Raw genomic sequence first — 16593 nt, 5'->3', positions numbered from 1 at the left:
CCTATAATTCAGCTACCGTGTTTTAAAAAAACGTACTGAAATACGCGATGCATATTAAAGACACCGCACATCAAGCGCTTGCAGAGCTTGGCTACCCAGAACAAAAAGTCAAAACGGCACAAGCTCGACAAATATCAGCAACTCTGTACCGCGCATTACCTGATCATCATATCGATTCAGTGTTTGAACTCTGTGAACAGCTACTTGAGTCAAGAGAGTGGATGCTCAGTTTAATCGCCTTTGACTGGGCATTTAGAGTTAAAAAACAATATACCCCAAGCACATTTGAGGTGTTTGAACGCTGGCTACTCGAATACGTAACCGACTGGTATGACTGTGACGATTTTTGCACACATGCTTTTGGTGAGTTAATCGTGCAGTACCCACAGTTAATAGATAAAACCCATGCATGGGCTAAACATGACAACTTTGCTGTTAGAAGAGCCGTTGCCGTGATCTTAATCTACCCGTTAAATAAAGGGAAATACCCCCAAAGCGCGCCTTTAAACGCTGCGAATCTCTTGTTCAATGATGAGCATGATTTAGTGCAAAAAGGCTATGGCTGGTTACTCAAAGTACTCTCTAAAACCTCACCCAATGAAGTCATTGACTATCTCAAAACACATCATAAAGAGATGCCACGTGTGGCATTTCGATACGCACTTGAGAAACTAGATAAGCAAGCCAGAGCTGAATTGATGTCACTGTAAAGCCAAGCTGTTCCCGTTATGGTAATTTTCGCCGTTATCATTTATGATTTTGTTACTTTATAACAATTAAGAGCATCCTATGATAACGATAACAAAGCTCTGTGATAGGTACCTTGAGCAGGTAAAACGCGTCCAAATCGAGCAGGATCAAATTGAATTTGCAGGCACTGCGTCAGAGTTTTTAGAAGAAATATGCGACACTACGCATTTGCATGTCATAAAACACCAAAAAGAGGTGATTGGTTATTTTAAGCTTGATCTCGCCTATGCGCAAAAATACGACTTTTGTCCTGAAGATGGTGTTGGGATCCGCGCATTTGTCATCGATAAAGGTCAACAAGGTAAAGGCTTTGGCAAGCAGGCTGTTGCCGCACTAATCCCTTTTTTAAAAGCATTTTACCCGCAATTTAATCAAATTTACTTAACCGTCAACTGCCGTAATTCGTTAGCTTATGAATGTTATAAAAAAGCTGGATTTACAGACACTGGTGAGAAGTATTTAGGTAGTCCAGCTGGGCCAAACTATATTATGCAGGGTTCATTAATTGACTAATGCTGCAGATTGGTCGGGATTAAAATATAAAAAATATCTTATCTAAATTAAAAATATGCACTTATAAAAAGTGCATATTCCATTCAAGACCTATAGATAGTCCACCTCTGCTAAACCGCCATCACGACGACAACGATCTAAGTCAGCTTGAAACTGAGCCCTGAAGATAGACTTGGATGACCATAAATAATTATAGTTATTTTTATCTATACAAGTTACCAAAATAGTCATGTATGCATGAGCCGTTGATTGTACACCGAGTGTCATCGCCACAGCTGCTACACCACCAAATAACATTGATTTTAATTTCATTTTTATTAACTCCCTTGTTTAATCACTATTTAAAACTCGGAGAAAATATATAAACAATTTAAAAAGGTGTAAATACAGAAAGTTAACTTTACAAAACTTTACCTTAGTGCGGTTGAAGGTTTATAAAATCCATGGATCATCAAGAATAAATATTATATTAATATGACAAAAACAAAAGAGGTAAGAAAGTAAAAAAGCTATATTCCAGCAATATCAAAAAGTACGCCTACTAGGCAGACGTACTTGAGAACTTAAACTAAATAAGCTTTATATCTGGAAAACCACCCTCATTAAAGCAACGTGATAGAAAATAGTTTTGCTCTCTAGGGTTATAGGCAGTAACAGACCATAACTCTATGAATTCAGAACGATCTACGCAGGTAATAACCATAGTATTACTGCCTATTGATGCAGAAACTTGGTTACTTAACGCTAAAGTGACTGCAGTAATACAGCCAAACAACATTGATTTAATTTTCATTTATAAAAACTCCTTGTTTAATTTTGAAGTGAAAATATATATAAACAAAAAACCAGTGTAAATAATAAATTTACAAAACTTTACTTCAAATTAAAACAAAACCAATAGATACTTTGATAGAGCTATTTATAATTTAGAAGCTAATTTATAAATAACGGAAACAAATAATTGTCTTGTCAGACATGTCCATTCTGAATTAACAAAAAAATTACACATTTCATCCACATTTGCGAATTAAGCTGGCTTCATGGGATACATCCAAGCCACCTGAAGAATTGTATGATTGAGCATGCTGCATTTGATGAAATCGTCATAGCGAGCCACAACCTTGGTAAAACGCGTGAGATCAGCGCGTTAATAAAACCCTATTGCCACAAAGTTCGTTGCGCTCACGCATTGGGATTAGATGAAATAGAAGAGACTGGCGCTAGCTTTTGTCAAAATGCGCAATTAAAAGCGCTCAATATTGCCAAGCACAGTGGCAAAGTGGCAATTGCGGATGATAGCGGATTGTGCATAGATGCACTAAATGGTTTACCTGGGCTGTACACTGCAAGATGGGCCAAACAGGCCGGCGGATTTGATGGCGCCATTGACCATGTGTTGACCCGCATGGCCTTAACACAAAAAAGACAAGCCAAAATGGTGTGTGCATTAAGCCTTGCTTATCCTAGTGGTCATGTTTGCTCTTTTGTTGGCGAATTACAGGGTACTATTAGCTGGCGCGCATCAGGGCGAAACCGCATTGGCTTTGAACCAATATTTATTCCTCATGGGCACAACTCAACACTTGCATCACTCCCCACTGAGAAACGAAATGCGCTTCACCCCAGAGCCAGTGCATTTAAACTGCTAAAAGAACATATATTTTGCAAACCGGCAATCACACTGCACCAACCGCACAGTGAGGAGGTACGCCATGCCACTGTATGAGCAATATCTCGAGATCAATCTAGCCTCAGACCTGAAAATTGAACTCAAGCTCAGCTTAACAAGTAAATTAAATTCTACCCAGTTACAGAAAATACAGGCACAAGTGCAATTTTTGTATGACAGAATATGTGAAATCAGCGCAACAGAATTTTTAAGAATTATTCCTAATTTACTTTTTTGCCGTTTCAAGTGGCTTGATAGTATTGATATTACTGTGAAACCTCTCTTACTTGAATATAACCACAACATTATCTGTCAAAGAAGTATTATTGAATACGAGACGCAGCCATTTGGTACTGTCGATATTTTATTTGAGAACGAAAAGTTTGGTATTTACTTGCTTAACATCAAAGCTGGTGAGTCAATCCCCGCACACATGCACCTGCAGATGGAAGAACACGAGCTCGTTTTAGATGAAGGCTTAATGTTTAACGGAGAAAATATAGAGCCCGGCAGTAGCTTCGATTGGCCAAAAGGCGTGGTGCATGGTTACAACAACTTAAGTGCATCACCCGCTACCATCTTGTGTATAGATCGTCCTAAGTTTATTCCAGAGGACGAAATTATTGTCAACCATACTAATCCTTTAGGATCAGTGACACCTGCCAATATCAATTACTATCAAGGTATCTCAGCAACATGAGCAAAACAGTTTTAGTCACAGGTGCCAGTTCAGGCATAGGCTACCAAATTTGCAAAGATCTACTCACCAAGGGTGCGCGGGTGATCGGTTTAAGCAGGACCATAGATAAAAGCCACCTGCTTAATGAATTTGAGCACTTTATCCCGTGGCAATGCGACTTATCGGATATAGCTCAAGCTGGCGACTTGTTTCAGTCTTTGATTGATAATATCGGCCCAATTGATGCCTTAATATACGCAGCGGGCGTTTGTTACCATGAGCAGTTTGGCCAAACTAAAATGAACTCCATCACTGAGCAACTGAATGTCAATCTTGTTTCCGCTTTTTTACTTTGTGAGCAAGCTATTGCACATATGCCAAAACAAAGTGCCATCATATTGCTCAGCTCAACACTGGCTGAAAAGCCCATTGCTACCAGTGCGATATATAGCGCGTCAAAAGCAGGACTCGAACAAGTAATGAAGGCATCTGCTCTTGCTGGCGCAGCCAAGCAAATCAGCGTCAATGCCGTAGCACTTGGCTGTGTCGATACGCCCATGTTAAACCAACATAGAGACGATAACTTAGGACAGCAAACACGATTAAAAGCACTCGCTGAGCTACACCCTTTTGGACTCGGTAAAGCACACGAAGTAGCGCAAATCATTACCACCTTATTATCTCAGCCGTGGACAACTGGCAGTGTCATTAAGGTTGATGGCGGCCTTTCATTAAACTAGATAACAGCACTATGACTACACTCCCAATTACATTATTACAAAATATGATGCTGGCCTTTTGCAGCGCAGCCCCTCATTTGCCCATTGCCAACGCTGGCGGCGTCATCAAATTTGACCATGTTGATGCCGATAAACTCGTCGAGGCACAAAGAGCCGTGATGGCCTGTCACGCGAGTTTTGATTTTTATTTTCAGCAAACACCCAATGGCGTTGAACAACATCAACATGCAAACTGCGAGCACTCTTATCCAATTATCGATTTATCCGCACTGCCTTTTGAACGTGCAGAGCAAGTAGCACGTGACAAAATAGAAACACTATTTACCACTCCTATTTCTGCATTTGAGTACCCGCTACACAGAAATGAAATTTTCATACTGCCGAATAATCAAGTGTGGCTAGCCTTCTTAGCTAATCATTTAATCTGTGATGGATACAGTGCATTTGCTTACTTAAAGCAAGTTGTAGACTATTACGATAAAGGACATACCCCGACAAATACTCAATTTGAACCAGTACAGCTCGCTAGCCAGCAAGCAGAGTACCTGACATCAAATCAATATCAAAAGGACAAAGCATTTTGGCTAAACCACTTAGCCGCGCCGATTGAATTTAGGCTCTTCTCACCAACAAACCCGTTAAAAAGTAAAGCGATACACCTTTCTTTACCTCGGTCGCAACTCACACCAATCGTTGAGTTTGCAAATCAACATGCACTGAGTTTATCCACATTGATGCTGACCCTTTGGATACGTCAATTAAACCAAGATTTCCCCCTATCTAACTCGGATAAATTACGTATTGGTTTACCTGTCCATGGTCGTAAAAAAAGTGAAAGTAATTTATTTGCATTTATGGCGAATATGTTGGTTCATGAATTTTCATTATCTGATGAACTCGATTTGGCAGCACAAGCCCAGCAAGTCTCCACACAATTAAAACATACCTACAGACATAAAAAGCTCCCTCCAGAACTGTTGTACGAAGAGCTTAAATTGCCGCCACATATACCACTCAGTGAGTTCAGATTTGGCTATATGGAACTGGAAAAGCTCAGCGATACACCGGGTATGCCGAGATCATTCAGCTATGAGTCGCATCAGCATCACAGCTTACCGCTACAGCTGAATGTGATTAACTTCCATGGTGTAGATCAGGTAGACTTTTTAATCGAATACAACCCACATAACCTAAATGAGGAACAAGTGGTTAAACATATCCGGTCTCTCTTTGACGCCATTAAAAACATCGCTAGTAACTGACAAAAAATGAAGCAAATACCAAAAGTAACTAACAAGGAGATCAGCGCATTGGGCATCAAATTTATGGATGACCCTGCTGGATTTCTGATGACACTTGCAGATAAATTTGGAGATGTACTGCAATTTAAACTTGGACCATTTAAAGTCACTTTGATCTCTAACCCCAGCATGATCCAAGAAGTGCTGATTGGGAAAGTGAAGCAATTTCCTAAATCGACCCGAGATACGAACATTCTCAGCAAAGCCATCGGCCAAGGTATTGTCACCGCTGATCAACAAACTCACAAACCTCTGCGTAAAATCGCCCAACCCGCCTTTATGCATCGTCGCCTGCAAAGCTACCAAAGTGTATTTGAGCAATATGCTTCAGAATCAGTTTCTAAGCTTAGCCATGGCGATACTGTCGATATGGCAGTAGAGATGGAACGGTTATCGCTGCAAATTACGTGCAAAACGCTGTTTGGTTTGTGTAAATCTGAACTGAAAAAAGCCAGTGCAGTATCAGAAGCGATGAATGAATTACATCATTTGCTCAGTAAAAACTTTGAAGATGTCGTCAACTTTCCTGCCTGGTTCCCCTCCCCGCTTAATGTCAGAGTAAAAAGAGCACGTAAAATCATAGATCAAATTATTGATGAAATTCTTTTAAAAAGAAGGAATGAGCCGTTTCAAGATCATGGAGACTTATTGTCATCCTTACTTGAAGCCACGGATGAAACAGGCAACTCACTCACCAATGAAAATATAAAAGACCATTTGGTGTCTTACTTTATCGTCGGCCATGAGACAACCTCGAATAGCTTAATGTGGTGCTGGTATTGTTTGGCAAAATATGATGCTGAGGCCAATAAAGTATATAAAGAAGTTATCCATCATAAAAATGGTGAGCCGTTGTCCTTTGATAAATTTCCAGCGACTCTTGCGTTTATTAAAGAGGTGTTGAGGCTATTTCCACCTGTATGGCTGATTGGCGCGAGACGCGCAACCGAGAATACGGAGATCGATGGATTTAAAATAAATAAAGGCGATAAAGTATTTATCTCTCCTTTTGTTGTACACAGATTAAAGAGCAATTTTGATAGCCCCGAATGCTTTGCTCCAACTCGCTGGGAAAATGAGCCCGACATAAAAAAAGGCAGCTATATCCCCTTCGGTGCGGGCCACAGAAACTGTATAGGGCAGCATTTTGCGATGCAGGAAATGCTGAGTGTTCTAGTCACGTATTTAAAGCAGACAAGAATAGAGTTTTTAGATGAGCAAATAGACCCACAAAACATCAATGCCAGATCCACACTCTCTAATCACAATGGCATGCCAATGCGCATAAACAAGCAGCTTCAAGCAACAAAAATTAATGAAAAACTCAAAGCTTGTTAAGTTTGATTGTCACGGCCAGTTTAATTTGAGCATTCTATTTTAAACTGGCTGTTATTGCAGTAAGCCTCTATAAAATATCGAAAAGCCTGATGCTTTTTAGTCTCCCACTCTTTCTTTTTTGAGAGCAAATACAAAGGCTTTATCGGCCACTTGAGATCAGCGATAACGGGCACTAATATGCCTTTTTTAAGTTCATCACGAATTGACACATCAAGCATTAAACCAATTCCCAACCCCGCTCTGGTTAATTGATATACGGCTTCTATATCATTGGTGGTATGTGCAACGCCGTTATTGAAGTCGAAGCTATGTTCACTCAAAAACGCCTTTAGCATGCCATGAGGGTTAAGGCTGGAAGGCAGGATAAACTTGTGTTCTTTCAAGTCGGTAAGGCTTTTTATTGCTTGTAATCTTTTGGCATATTCAGGCGCTGCACATGCAATTAACTGCGTGTTGAGTAATGAGGAGGTTATCATCTGTGGACTGTCGCTTACATTACCTAAGCGAAACGCAAAATCAATATCCTCTGCATAAAGGTCCACAACGACATCACTCAATTGAATGTCTAAGCGTATCTTTGGGTGTGCTTTAGCAAATTCAGTCAATGCCTCCATCACTACTGAGCGACACAAGGATTTCGAAATTGAAACGGTTAGCTTACCTGTAAGCGCACCTTGCTCTGATTTCAGTACTTCTTCAGCTTGCTCTATCGAACGCAATATATCTTTGCATCTAGCATAAAATCTCAGGCCAGCCTCAGTCACCTCTAGTTTTTTATGAGAGCGAAAAAACAACTGCGCCTCTAAGCGACTTTCTAGCATGGACAGCTGCTTACTGACGGCAGGCACGGATAAATTCAAACTCGCAGATGCTTGCGTAATACTGCCTTGTTCCACCACTGTCACAAAGGCTTGATACTGATTTAGCCTTGACATTCGCTGCTCCTTAAATATGGTTTCCATTTAGTTAATCTAGACTCTATTTATCTTCAATTTAAGTCAAGTCTATTTTCTCTTATAGTCATTGGACTGAATAAAATTTAAGGGATTTATATGATTGAACTGACTAAAAAAACAATAACGATATTAGCCCCAGTAGAGCGCGTATTTGAGCATGTTATCAACATGGAAAACTACAAGTTTTGGTTTCCCGATGTCATTGCAATACAAGCCAATGACACTCAACCACACGCAAGCGTTGGAAAAACCTATCTTGAAACCTTGGCTATTGCAGGCAGCGATCAGACGCTCACCATAAAGGTCGTAGAATGTGTAAAGAATACCACTTTTGTCACCCAAGGGGATTTAGTTGGCATTTTACCGCAAATGACTGTCTGCTTTTGGGAGAATGAACTTGGCTGCCAGCTTGAATTAAGCTACCACAGTAGAGAGTCCACACTTAACGAGCAATCGCCAATTATCATGGGGTTGCGCGAAAACCTAGCGCCTAGAGCCGAGACAGGGCTTACTCAACTTAAACACTTGTTAGAAAACCCATAGCACATGTACTAGGTCAAACAAAACGCATAAAAAACGATCAAAAAGTCATATTTGATTGATTCTAAAATGCCCTATGTGATTTGATATTTCCTGGTCACCAAGCATACAGTGTGTGTGCTTTTATTTTTCTAAAAAGGATTGGTAATGAAAAAAATAGTTAGTTTATTCCTATTCACTATGTCTTTTATGACATTCAATTCTCTGGCCACTGTTATTGGCGACACTGCGACCATACACAGGGCATACCCAGATATTTACACGAATTTTGTATCTCCAGTCTCAACCGTTGTAACGGATGACTCGTCTGATGCTGTAATGGTTCAATCTCATGCTTTAATCAACATTAACAGTGCTACCATTACGATCGATTACAAAAATTCAAGCGGGTTTGGCGGAGCAGATGGACGTACATTTGACGGCTATATTTTTAGAGGGTTTAGCTTTCCAATAACTCAGGCAAACCTGATTAGAAGTGATATCCAGACTACACATGTGACGTTTGACCAAGATAATATATATATAGACATCTCAGGGGGCTTTTCTGCCGGAGACAAGATCATCGTATCGTTTGAGGTAGCCTCTCCTGCACGTAGCGCCTTAATTAATATAGACAACCTTACACCAGATATTGCGATTCCTTCGGAAGGTGGCTTGGTAAACTTCGATAAGTCACTACAAAACCTGGGTGGGACAGCAGCAACCTATGAAATGTATGTACATTTAGTATTCCCAAATGGTCAAATACGTACCTTAGACACACCGCAACTTTATAAAATTCAACCTCAGCAACAAAAAATGAGCCAGGGCTTTGGCGTTGAAGTTAAACCTTGGTTCCCTCAAGGCCAATATTCTGTTGTTTATACCGCAATTGATACATTTAATGGTCAGTTTTACACAGACTCCGATATATTCTTAAAGCAGTAAACGACGTATCTTATCAAGTAATTTACTGCTAAAAGCGCAATTAAATTAGATCCCTTGGCTGCCAAGGGACTTCACCAGTTTTTCCCAATTCTGCTTTTCTTCTTGCGTTGCAAATATCATAGATCCAAATAAATTCGTTGCCGCTTTTTCAACCCCACTAAACTGTAAGGTATACTTATCTAATTGCTCCAAAACAGGCCTAGCCTGTTCTTCAAGATAAGGCTCAGGCATATCCATCGTGAGTACAATGCGGGCTGTTTTACCAATTAATAGTGGTGTTGGTTGTGGATTATCCTGCTCATACTTAAAAGCGAAATGAGGTAGAAAAGATCTATCAAAAAGTCCTTTTAACTTTGCAGGTAGACCGCCCCACCAAATTGGTGAGAAGATCACAATATGTTCAGCCCATAGGAGCCACTTTTGAAAGTCTTTTAAATCTGGTTCCAAATCTTGCTCTGTATCGTAGCCCGAGTCTAAGATCGGGTTAAAAGCCATTTCAGATAAATTGAAGTGCTTTACTTCATAGCACTCTCTCGCCTCAACAGTGTATGTATTGGCTAATTGTTGGCAAAAACTCGTGGATTTCGGGTTTCCATTAAGAATTAGTATTTTCTTCGTCATCTTACTCATTTCCAATTTTAAGAGGTCGATAACGATTCTACTCTCTCCCCTTAGGGGTAGAGTCAAGCATTGTTGGACAAGAGTTTATTGCCGATAGGCAGGCATCCACTCTTCCTATTCGCTCTTTTAATATCTCTGTTTGCTGAGTTAATTGACACTTCAGTTTTATCAAAAAAGTCTCAATTTTTGGCCAATCGACTTCTCCATTGTCATACACTATCACCGCCTCTAATTGAGATAGCGTTGAGCCCAAAGATTTTGCCTCTTTTATCAGATTCAAAATTTCGACGTGTGAAGCATTATAATATCGATACCGTCCCTTTCGAGGTGGTAAAGTAATTAACCCTCGCTCTTCGTATAAGCGTATCGCTTTTATAGAAAGTCCTGTTTTTTTCGCTACTTCACCTATGTACATAATACTTCTCTACTCTTTGACAGCTTCGCTAGATTAATTTCCAGCCTCAAGTCTCTATTAGAATAACAGTTGATGCAATAGTAGCCCTGGTACACTTGCTGCCACAATGGCTGAGATGACTGTACCAATATATGCTCCACTCATACAGTGCAGATGAAGCTTTTGGTTTTGTTTATAAATAGCATAAGTTCCAATGCTCACCGACACTATCACTAAAATTGCGAATAAATGTAGCCAGGTTAAGCTGCCAGTAGGCTGGATTAGAAAAGAAATTAAAGACGCTATAATCATCAATGCTACCCATACTCGACCAAAAAGCTTATGTAGTGAAGTGCCTTTTTTCATCGCTAGATTAAGAAACCCCAATCCAATAGCAGGAGTGACAGCAAACAAATGTATTAAAATAGGCAGTGAGATATCCATAAATACCTTTTTAATTTTTATCAACGGAAACTGTGAAAATATTTATCTAAAATAATTATTCTTTAAGACTGAAATTTAAATTAACAAGCTCAAATTTAAATTTTCACTAAAGAGAAAAGGGAAGTAAATCCCCCCATTTCACTCGGTAAAACTAGCAGTTACATAACATTAATCAACAAAGGGGGTGCCGCCGTTTCTTCTACATATCCTTTCCAAAAACCTTGCTTCATAATGCGACTCAACGGTCTCAACCCATTCAAGAGTCCCTTATTTATAACAAGACACCATAAAGCCGCCATAAGCATTTACAGAGATGGAAGTTGATGAAGCCACCAGTATAACAGCAGCGATTAAGAGTTTATTTAACATTATATTTTCCTTATTTGTTAACACTAAATTCGATACTCACCTTAGATACAAAAACCACTTTTTGCCATCGACATTACAACTCTGCCATACCTGACAAGACCATATGCATTAGTATGCTCGTAATATCTGCTAGACATTTATGCTTAATACAGCTCAAAAACCTGGTTAATATTTACACAGCCCAATATTGCATATCATATCTTTCATGTAAATAAATATATATCAGGCATGTTTTATGTGATGTTTTTGTTTCTTAAAAATCAACAATCAAGTTGTAGGAGTTTTTAGCGATAGGAAAATTGGGGGGTACTTCAAGTAGTGGCCAGAGATTTAATTCCATGGCGCACTACTTTTCTTCAAATATCAGAATTCAAAGTTTACTTGCACTGGGTAATGATCAGATAGTTCATTATAATAACCATTATGATAATAGCGCCCTGAACTTAAGTTCCAATTGCCTTTCAAATAGCTCCAATAAAAGTTACTCTCTGCTGTAGGGTAACGAACTGACATGCTTGGATTATTTTTAGGTTGTTTATAATCTTTGTGCCAAAATACATAATCTAAAGTGTCGTTGTACTCTAGGCTGTAATCAAAATAGTATGCATTGGCTTTGGTAAACCAATTATGTTTTGCTGAAAAAGAGCCTACTTCAGGTGTTTCAAAGTTCAACTTACTATGAGAAGTCGTCAGCATATCTGCAATTTCATGTTGCTTGCTCCACTCGACATTCATATCACCACCGATGATTACAGGCTCATTGGCAGGAATATTTTCGGCTTTGATAAATGTTTGAATTTCGCCTAACTGCCCCATACGAACGCGATGCTCTTGCTCTGTATTGCCATCATGTGTTGCTTGCAAATGCGTGCCAACTAAATGGTAGCGTTGCCCATTTTTTTCGATTTCAACATAAGCGAAACCTTTGTTCGCCAAATAATCCCAGCTTCCGCTTAAGCTATTTTTGAAAACATGTGCTTTTTGTGAGACGATTGGGTACCTAGAAATAATCACAACCCCACCACGAATAACAAATGGGCTATTTGAACAGTTCCCTGTTAAGCTATCCCATCCGCTACCGCTGCAATCTTGTCCCACATTAGGCGTTTGATATGGGTAAATATCTGACAAAGCAGATAATGCTTGCTCTGCGTCACCATTGAATACCTCATTGACAAGAATAACATCTGGACTGTCACTCAGTGATTTAATCACCTCCGGCAGTCGCTCAGCTCTATTACTTTGGTCCCAGTCCTGAACGTTTAACTGCATAATATTGTATGCCATCACCTTAAGCGATTGAGCCATACTCTGTGTGCTCAACAGTATCAAAACGCAAAATAGGGTTAGTTTGATCTTCATTTTTTCTCCAGTACTTCATTATTTTTGTATGTTTCGCTGAGAAACTCGCGCATTCGCGCACTTACAAGACGACTTACGGCGTAACAAATTTCGGTACAAAGAGGTTAAGCTTTGAAAGTGTCTATCTCATTTCAAAAAATGGTTATTTAAATGAAGGTTTTTATTTTTATGTATGACGATTTTAAGGAGGATTTATTACATATAACTAGAGAGGATTACAGCCATTTAAATAGCTGTAAGTAAGGGGCAGATAGCTCCCTTCTTTATACATCCGTATTTATGGCGCACATTCTGCCCAGTTTGTACCACATAAGTCTCGATGTGTTACAGGACAATGCCATGTGCCTCCCCAATTATCTCCGCCATTCACTTTTTTTGTGGCCTTTCCATTAAGTACAGCATGGTCTTGGCATAGTTGTTTAATTTTATTCTTTTTTAGTTTTAATTTCATTTTTCTTTCCTTGTGAGTTAATTCTCACAACTAACGTAACTTAACTTAAAATATAAAACAAGCAATAAAAACAGAGTTAACAAAACACTTAAACAAAATAAAAAACATTAAAAATAACATTGATTTTTAACCACTTATATAAAACCAATAAAACCATTTATAATCAAACTAAAGATAAAAAACAAAATAACCAGTACAATCAAAATATTAAAAAAATCTTCGTAAAAATAAAAGTCACCTTCCTCTACTGCACACCAGGTTGATTGTAAAATTCACTCTTATCACAGGCCTTCCATATGATGTCACAAAATAACCAGGATGCTTCTAAGCTAATTATTATTTGACATAATCAGTAGGAAAATAAATTTAATTTACAACATAAAATAAGAAGGGTGAAATCAGCCAAACACGAAACATTAACAATACAAAAAGATGGCCTTGTTGGACAAATAGACCTTTCCTAACGGTTTTGTCATTTTACTGATATTTAAACATACCTAGCCCATTCACCGTGTTGGTCACTTTGGCTTTAATCATCACATCTGTGTGTTAGCTATTAAAGATGCAGCTTTTTAGCATCTCACCTGTAAGTTGTTTAAAACGATACACGCCTTTTTCAACCAGTGGGAGCCTGACTATTCTTTTAGGTGTTTTAAACAAAGTTGATGCATTAATATTATGGCATTGTTTTTCGGGGACCTTAGTCCCAATATTGGGCGTTTTCCGTTGGGGATACGAGCTACGTCACCCTTAGCCGCAATTTCATCATAGCAATCACGCGTATCATGAGCACCATCACTGAAAGCTCTGCACTGACAGTGTAATAACTAGCTACATCTATAGCTAAATGCAACTTACGCCAAGTTCAGCGCTTGTTTGAGCTGTATTTTCGTACATGTTATTCGCCATTGCTATAAACTTCTATACCAGTGCTTTCGACAAACAATATCGGTAACTTCTTATGTTGTAGGCTTGGTTAGGTTTGAAGATTAGGCTGCGGTCCTCGTTTATACAGGAAGTTGTAACATGGGGCTGAATAGGTGCACCCATTTATTAAGGATTGAGTGTACGACCCCTTCAAGTACTCGAAGTGGCAAATTAAAACAGACCCAAATGTCAGGCAAGTTTCAATTACAAAGTCAGAATATTTTATTTGAACGGCCACGCCCATCATATTTGTCAATAATTTGAAATTACCGAATCGCACCGTCACTGAGCAAAATAGCAATATTGCCACACAGTATCAATGCGCGATTACAGGCAGCACAATTTTTAATTTTCTTTGCCATGTTGGCTTTGATTGCGTTATGTTTTTGATCTGATCACGCAAAAGGTCTGAAGTTTAATTATATAAGAAACAAAACTCCCCACTGAAATTTAAAAAAATCTGGTTAACTATTCAAAGCACTCTCAAAAACGAAGAAAAGGATCTAAAATGAAAGAAACCCCAAAACTTATTAAAGGGGGGCGCCCCCCTTTAATCTATAAGCCTGTATTTATGGCTCGCAGAATTGCCAAGCTGTTTTACAAACTTCAGGGTGTGTCATAATCTTCCATGTTTCTACGACGAAACCACCATTAACCTCTTTAGTCTGTTTTGCATCAAGTGACTTTTGAGATTTAGAAAGTGCTTTTAAGTTGTTCTTTTTTATTTTCAATTTCATAACTTTGTCCTTATTGGTTAATTTCCAAACTCAAGTTAGCACAAAAAAAAACAAAAAGAACAATAAAAATAATAAAAATCGCACTTAATTAAAACATTAATATTACAATATTTACAAAGCAGAGGCTTTCAAGATTAATTTAACAAAAACCATAAAAACAAAATGCAACAATCAAAAACATAAAATTAAATTAATAATGATTTACAACTTAAATAAACGTAGCCTTGATAAATTCAACGCATTACAATTCAAATAATGATACTTTTCAATTTAAAAAATAATTCCTAGCCGTTCGCCTTTCCACTTAATTCAATAATATATATTCGCTTTAAAGACTCGGTAAATTTATAACCACACCAAAGATGACAAAACATGTTAAGGTAGTGGCAAATCAAAAAACTTACTAAGTGCTCTATGACAATAGAAAGTTATCTTGCTCTATTCAGCGCCATGTTTATCGTAGGGATCATTCCAGGGCCTGCTGTATTTGCTATTACCACAGCTTCTATGACAGGCGGCTTTCAGCGTGGTGCCGCTATGACATTAGGTCTTATCATTGCTGATTATTTTTTCATACTCTTGGCGGTATCAGGGCTGGCTTTTATCGCAGAGTCTATGGGCAGCACCTTCGCGATAATAAAATATTTATGCGCTGCTTACTTAATTTGGATGGGTATTAAGCTGTTTAGAACAACACCTGCTATCGATACGCAAACGCCACCAGCAACCAAACATCATATTGATATTTTGGCTGGTTTCTTATTAACTATGAGTAATCCAAAAGCCATTATATTTTACGTTGCACTGTTCCCTGCCTTTGTGGACTTTCATACCATTACAATAACTGACATTTTAGGCATTTTTATCTGTGCTACCTTAGCATTTGGTTCGGTCAACCTCGGGTATTCATACCTCAGTGCAAAAGCAAAAAGGTTTGTTTCTACATCAAAGCGAATGGGGGTTTTTAATAAACTTGCAGGCAGTTTATTGTCAGCCTCCGGAGTGGCCGTAGCGATGAGGACATAACAATCTAATACAGGCTTCACTTTCAAGGATAGATTAATATGGAACTATTGCTTGGGCTAGTTGCATTTATAACGTCACTGATTGCAGCCATCATTGGATTTGGCGGTGGCATGTTGTTGATTGCTCTACTGCCATTATTTTTAAATCCCGCGCTGGTGATCCCCATACATGGACTCACTCAAATTACCAGTAATGCATCACGGGCGCTGTTTTCTCTTTCTGATGTCCAATGGTCGCTCCTACCCGCTTTTTTTGTCGGCTCAATACTCGGTACGCTCCTTTTTGGTGTCGTTTTATATAACATGCCAACAACCTATATTCCGACTGCAATTGGCCTGTATATCTTGTTAAACCTTTGGTACTCACCTTTTTCGAATTTTATTAAGCGTTTTGAAAACTTCTATATCATTGGCGCCTTACAAACCGGGCTGGGATTAATTGTGGGTGCCACAGGGCAACTATCTTTGACAGTGCTGACCAAACAGCTTCAGTCCAAAGACCAAGTTGTAGCTACCAGTGCAGTGTTCATGACACTAAGCCATTTAGCAAAAATTCCTGTGTTTTTGTTAGTCTCTTCTGAGCTATTACAAAGCGGCCCTATTATTATTGCCATGATGTGCGGCGCAATGCTTGGTTCATATATTGGCACTAAGCTGCGTTTATCCGCGAACAACACACAACTCATTGGTATCATTAAAGTGTTACTCAGTGCTCTGGCAATTAACATGCTACTATCAGCTCTTTTTTAGCCGTCTAACAACTAAACAAGATACCGTAAAGCGGCTTTTTTACCTTTATCAAACACAATACTAATGTCTCAAGCAGTTTACTTCACACTCCTTCCATATT

Annotated in this window: 20 protein-coding genes; 11 read left to right on the top strand and 9 right to left on the bottom strand. The window is 38.8% G+C overall.

What is annotated here, in order from left to right; all coding sequences use genetic code 11:
* Positions 1-47 precede the first annotated feature (47 nt).
* Both L1077_RS05295 and L1077_RS05290 read left to right on the top strand, forming a co-directional pair.
* Positions 48-710 (top strand): DNA alkylation repair protein, encoded by a 663-nt coding sequence (locus tag L1077_RS05295; protein WP_237135901.1) that lies wholly within the window; start codon positions 48-50, stop codon positions 708-710.
* A 79-nt stretch (positions 711-789) separates the two neighbouring features.
* Positions 790-1263: a GNAT family N-acetyltransferase gene (locus L1077_RS05290; protein ID WP_237135900.1), complete on the top strand. Its 474-nt coding sequence runs from the start codon at positions 790-792 to the stop codon at positions 1261-1263.
* 90 nt (positions 1264-1353) lie between these two features.
* Here L1077_RS05290 and L1077_RS05285 read toward each other — a convergent pair whose 3' ends face one another.
* Positions 1354-1575: a hypothetical protein gene (locus tag L1077_RS05285; protein ID WP_039608023.1), complete on the bottom strand. Its 222-nt coding sequence runs from the start codon at positions 1573-1575 to the stop codon at positions 1354-1356.
* Between the two features lie 256 nt (positions 1576-1831).
* Positions 1832-2056, bottom strand: a complete 225-nt coding sequence (locus tag L1077_RS05280; RefSeq protein ID WP_237135899.1) for a hypothetical protein — start codon at positions 2054-2056, stop codon at positions 1832-1834.
* 279 nt (positions 2057-2335) lie between these two features.
* On the opposite strand from L1077_RS05280, the gene L1077_RS05275 reads away from it, so the two are divergent.
* The 5 genes from L1077_RS05275 to L1077_RS05255 are packed head-to-tail and all read left to right on the top strand — an operon-like array spanning position 2336 to position 6990.
* Positions 2336-2989: a non-canonical purine NTP pyrophosphatase gene (locus tag L1077_RS05275; protein WP_237135898.1), complete on the top strand. Its 654-nt coding sequence runs from the start codon at positions 2336-2338 to the stop codon at positions 2987-2989.
* On the top strand, positions 2976-3632 hold the full coding sequence (locus L1077_RS05270) for a cupin domain-containing protein (RefSeq protein WP_237135897.1): 657 nt from the start codon (positions 2976-2978) through the stop codon (positions 3630-3632). Before L1077_RS05275 ends, L1077_RS05270 begins: the two co-directional genes overlap by 14 nt.
* Positions 3629-4351 (top strand): SDR family NAD(P)-dependent oxidoreductase, encoded by a 723-nt coding sequence (locus L1077_RS05265; RefSeq protein ID WP_237135896.1) that lies wholly within the window; start codon positions 3629-3631, stop codon positions 4349-4351. Before L1077_RS05270 ends, L1077_RS05265 begins: the two co-directional genes overlap by 4 nt.
* 11 nt (positions 4352-4362) lie before the next feature.
* Positions 4363-5613: a condensation domain-containing protein gene (locus L1077_RS05260; RefSeq protein WP_237135895.1), complete on the top strand. Its 1251-nt coding sequence runs from the start codon at positions 4363-4365 to the stop codon at positions 5611-5613.
* A 6-nt stretch (positions 5614-5619) separates the two neighbouring features.
* Complete coding sequence (locus L1077_RS05255; protein WP_237135894.1) at positions 5620-6990, top strand: cytochrome P450; 1371 nt, start codon at positions 5620-5622, stop codon at positions 6988-6990.
* A gap of 20 nt (positions 6991-7010) precedes the next feature.
* Here L1077_RS05255 and L1077_RS05250 read toward each other — a convergent pair whose 3' ends face one another.
* A complete protein-coding gene (locus L1077_RS05250; protein WP_237135893.1) occupies positions 7011-7925 on the bottom strand; it encodes a LysR family transcriptional regulator in 915 nt (304 codons plus the stop codon).
* 117 nt (positions 7926-8042) lie between these two features.
* On the opposite strand from L1077_RS05250, the gene L1077_RS05245 reads away from it, so the two are divergent.
* Positions 8043-8489 (top strand): SRPBCC family protein, encoded by a 447-nt coding sequence (locus tag L1077_RS05245; protein WP_237135892.1) that lies wholly within the window; start codon positions 8043-8045, stop codon positions 8487-8489.
* 144 nt (positions 8490-8633) lie between these two features.
* Complete coding sequence (locus L1077_RS05240; protein ID WP_237135891.1) at positions 8634-9413, top strand: hypothetical protein; 780 nt, start codon at positions 8634-8636, stop codon at positions 9411-9413.
* 45 nt (positions 9414-9458) lie between these two features.
* Here L1077_RS05240 and L1077_RS05235 read toward each other — a convergent pair whose 3' ends face one another.
* The 6 genes from L1077_RS05235 to L1077_RS05210 all read right to left on the bottom strand — a co-directional run bounded on the left by L1077_RS05235 (position 9459) and on the right by L1077_RS05210 (position 14718).
* Positions 9459-10034, bottom strand: a complete 576-nt coding sequence (locus L1077_RS05235; protein ID WP_237135890.1) for an NAD(P)H-dependent oxidoreductase — start codon at positions 10032-10034, stop codon at positions 9459-9461.
* Between the two features lie 37 nt (positions 10035-10071).
* A complete protein-coding gene (locus L1077_RS05230) occupies positions 10072-10449 on the bottom strand; it encodes a MerR family transcriptional regulator (protein WP_237135889.1) in 378 nt (125 codons plus the stop codon).
* A gap of 57 nt (positions 10450-10506) precedes the next feature.
* Entirely contained in the window at positions 10507-10872 is a 366-nt protein-coding gene (locus tag L1077_RS05225; RefSeq protein ID WP_237135888.1) for a DUF2306 domain-containing protein, read from the bottom strand.
* A gap of 732 nt (positions 10873-11604) precedes the next feature.
* Positions 11605-12603 (bottom strand): sphingomyelin phosphodiesterase, encoded by a 999-nt coding sequence (locus L1077_RS05220; RefSeq protein ID WP_237135887.1) that lies wholly within the window; start codon positions 12601-12603, stop codon positions 11605-11607.
* A gap of 277 nt (positions 12604-12880) precedes the next feature.
* Positions 12881-13054, bottom strand: coding sequence for a hypothetical protein (locus L1077_RS05215; protein ID WP_237135886.1), 174 nt, complete (start codon positions 13052-13054; stop codon positions 12881-12883).
* Between the two features lie 1496 nt (positions 13055-14550).
* Positions 14551-14718 (bottom strand): hypothetical protein, encoded by a 168-nt coding sequence (locus L1077_RS05210; protein WP_237135885.1) that lies wholly within the window; start codon positions 14716-14718, stop codon positions 14551-14553.
* Positions 14719-15132: 414 nt separating this feature from the next.
* Between L1077_RS05210 and L1077_RS05205 the strand changes: the two genes are divergently transcribed.
* Positions 15133-15744: a LysE family translocator gene (locus tag L1077_RS05205; protein WP_237135884.1), complete on the top strand. Its 612-nt coding sequence runs from the start codon at positions 15133-15135 to the stop codon at positions 15742-15744.
* A gap of 38 nt (positions 15745-15782) precedes the next feature.
* Entirely contained in the window at positions 15783-16493 is a 711-nt protein-coding gene (locus L1077_RS05200; protein WP_237135883.1) for a sulfite exporter TauE/SafE family protein, read from the top strand.
* Positions 16494-16593 lie beyond the last annotated feature (100 nt).

The sequence above is a fragment of the Pseudoalteromonas luteoviolacea genome (genome assembly GCF_021654285.1).
GTDB classification, from domain to species: Bacteria; Pseudomonadota; Gammaproteobacteria; order Enterobacterales; family Alteromonadaceae; genus Pseudoalteromonas; species Pseudoalteromonas luteoviolacea_J.
Note: the sequence above shows the minus strand (reverse complement) of the source record. Positions and strands in the feature narration are given on the sequence as shown.

Coding starts and splice junctions, on each gene's coding strand:
- L1077_RS05295 (WP_237135901.1), top strand. CDS start 48: ATGCATATTAAAGACACCGCACATCAAGCGCTTGCAGAGCTTGGCTAC.
- L1077_RS05290 (WP_237135900.1), top strand. CDS start 790: ATGATAACGATAACAAAGCTCTGTGATAGGTACCTTGAGCAGGTAAAA.
- L1077_RS05285 (WP_039608023.1), bottom strand. CDS start 1,575: ATGAAATTAAAATCAATGTTATTTGGTGGTGTAGCAGCTGTGGCGATG.
- L1077_RS05280 (WP_237135899.1), bottom strand. CDS start 2,056: ATGAAAATTAAATCAATGTTGTTTGGCTGTATTACTGCAGTCACTTTA.
- L1077_RS05275 (WP_237135898.1), top strand. CDS start 2,336: ATGATTGAGCATGCTGCATTTGATGAAATCGTCATAGCGAGCCACAAC.
- L1077_RS05270 (WP_237135897.1), top strand. CDS start 2,976: ATGCCACTGTATGAGCAATATCTCGAGATCAATCTAGCCTCAGACCTG.
- L1077_RS05265 (WP_237135896.1), top strand. CDS start 3,629: ATGAGCAAAACAGTTTTAGTCACAGGTGCCAGTTCAGGCATAGGCTAC.
- L1077_RS05260 (WP_237135895.1), top strand. CDS start 4,363: ATGACTACACTCCCAATTACATTATTACAAAATATGATGCTGGCCTTT.
- L1077_RS05255 (WP_237135894.1), top strand. CDS start 5,620: ATGAAGCAAATACCAAAAGTAACTAACAAGGAGATCAGCGCATTGGGC.
- L1077_RS05250 (WP_237135893.1), bottom strand. CDS start 7,925: ATGTCAAGGCTAAATCAGTATCAAGCCTTTGTGACAGTGGTGGAACAA.
- L1077_RS05245 (WP_237135892.1), top strand. CDS start 8,043: ATGATTGAACTGACTAAAAAAACAATAACGATATTAGCCCCAGTAGAG.
- L1077_RS05240 (WP_237135891.1), top strand. CDS start 8,634: ATGAAAAAAATAGTTAGTTTATTCCTATTCACTATGTCTTTTATGACA.
- L1077_RS05235 (WP_237135890.1), bottom strand. CDS start 10,034: ATGACGAAGAAAATACTAATTCTTAATGGAAACCCGAAATCCACGAGT.
- L1077_RS05230 (WP_237135889.1), bottom strand. CDS start 10,449: ATGTACATAGGTGAAGTAGCGAAAAAAACAGGACTTTCTATAAAAGCG.
- L1077_RS05225 (WP_237135888.1), bottom strand. CDS start 10,872: ATGGATATCTCACTGCCTATTTTAATACATTTGTTTGCTGTCACTCCT.
- L1077_RS05220 (WP_237135887.1), bottom strand. CDS start 12,603: ATGAAGATCAAACTAACCCTATTTTGCGTTTTGATACTGTTGAGCACA.
- L1077_RS05215 (WP_237135886.1), bottom strand. CDS start 13,054: ATGAAATTAAAACTAAAAAAGAATAAAATTAAACAACTATGCCAAGAC.
- L1077_RS05210 (WP_237135885.1), bottom strand. CDS start 14,718: ATGAAATTGAAAATAAAAAAGAACAACTTAAAAGCACTTTCTAAATCT.
- L1077_RS05205 (WP_237135884.1), top strand. CDS start 15,133: ATGACAATAGAAAGTTATCTTGCTCTATTCAGCGCCATGTTTATCGTA.
- L1077_RS05200 (WP_237135883.1), top strand. CDS start 15,783: ATGGAACTATTGCTTGGGCTAGTTGCATTTATAACGTCACTGATTGCA.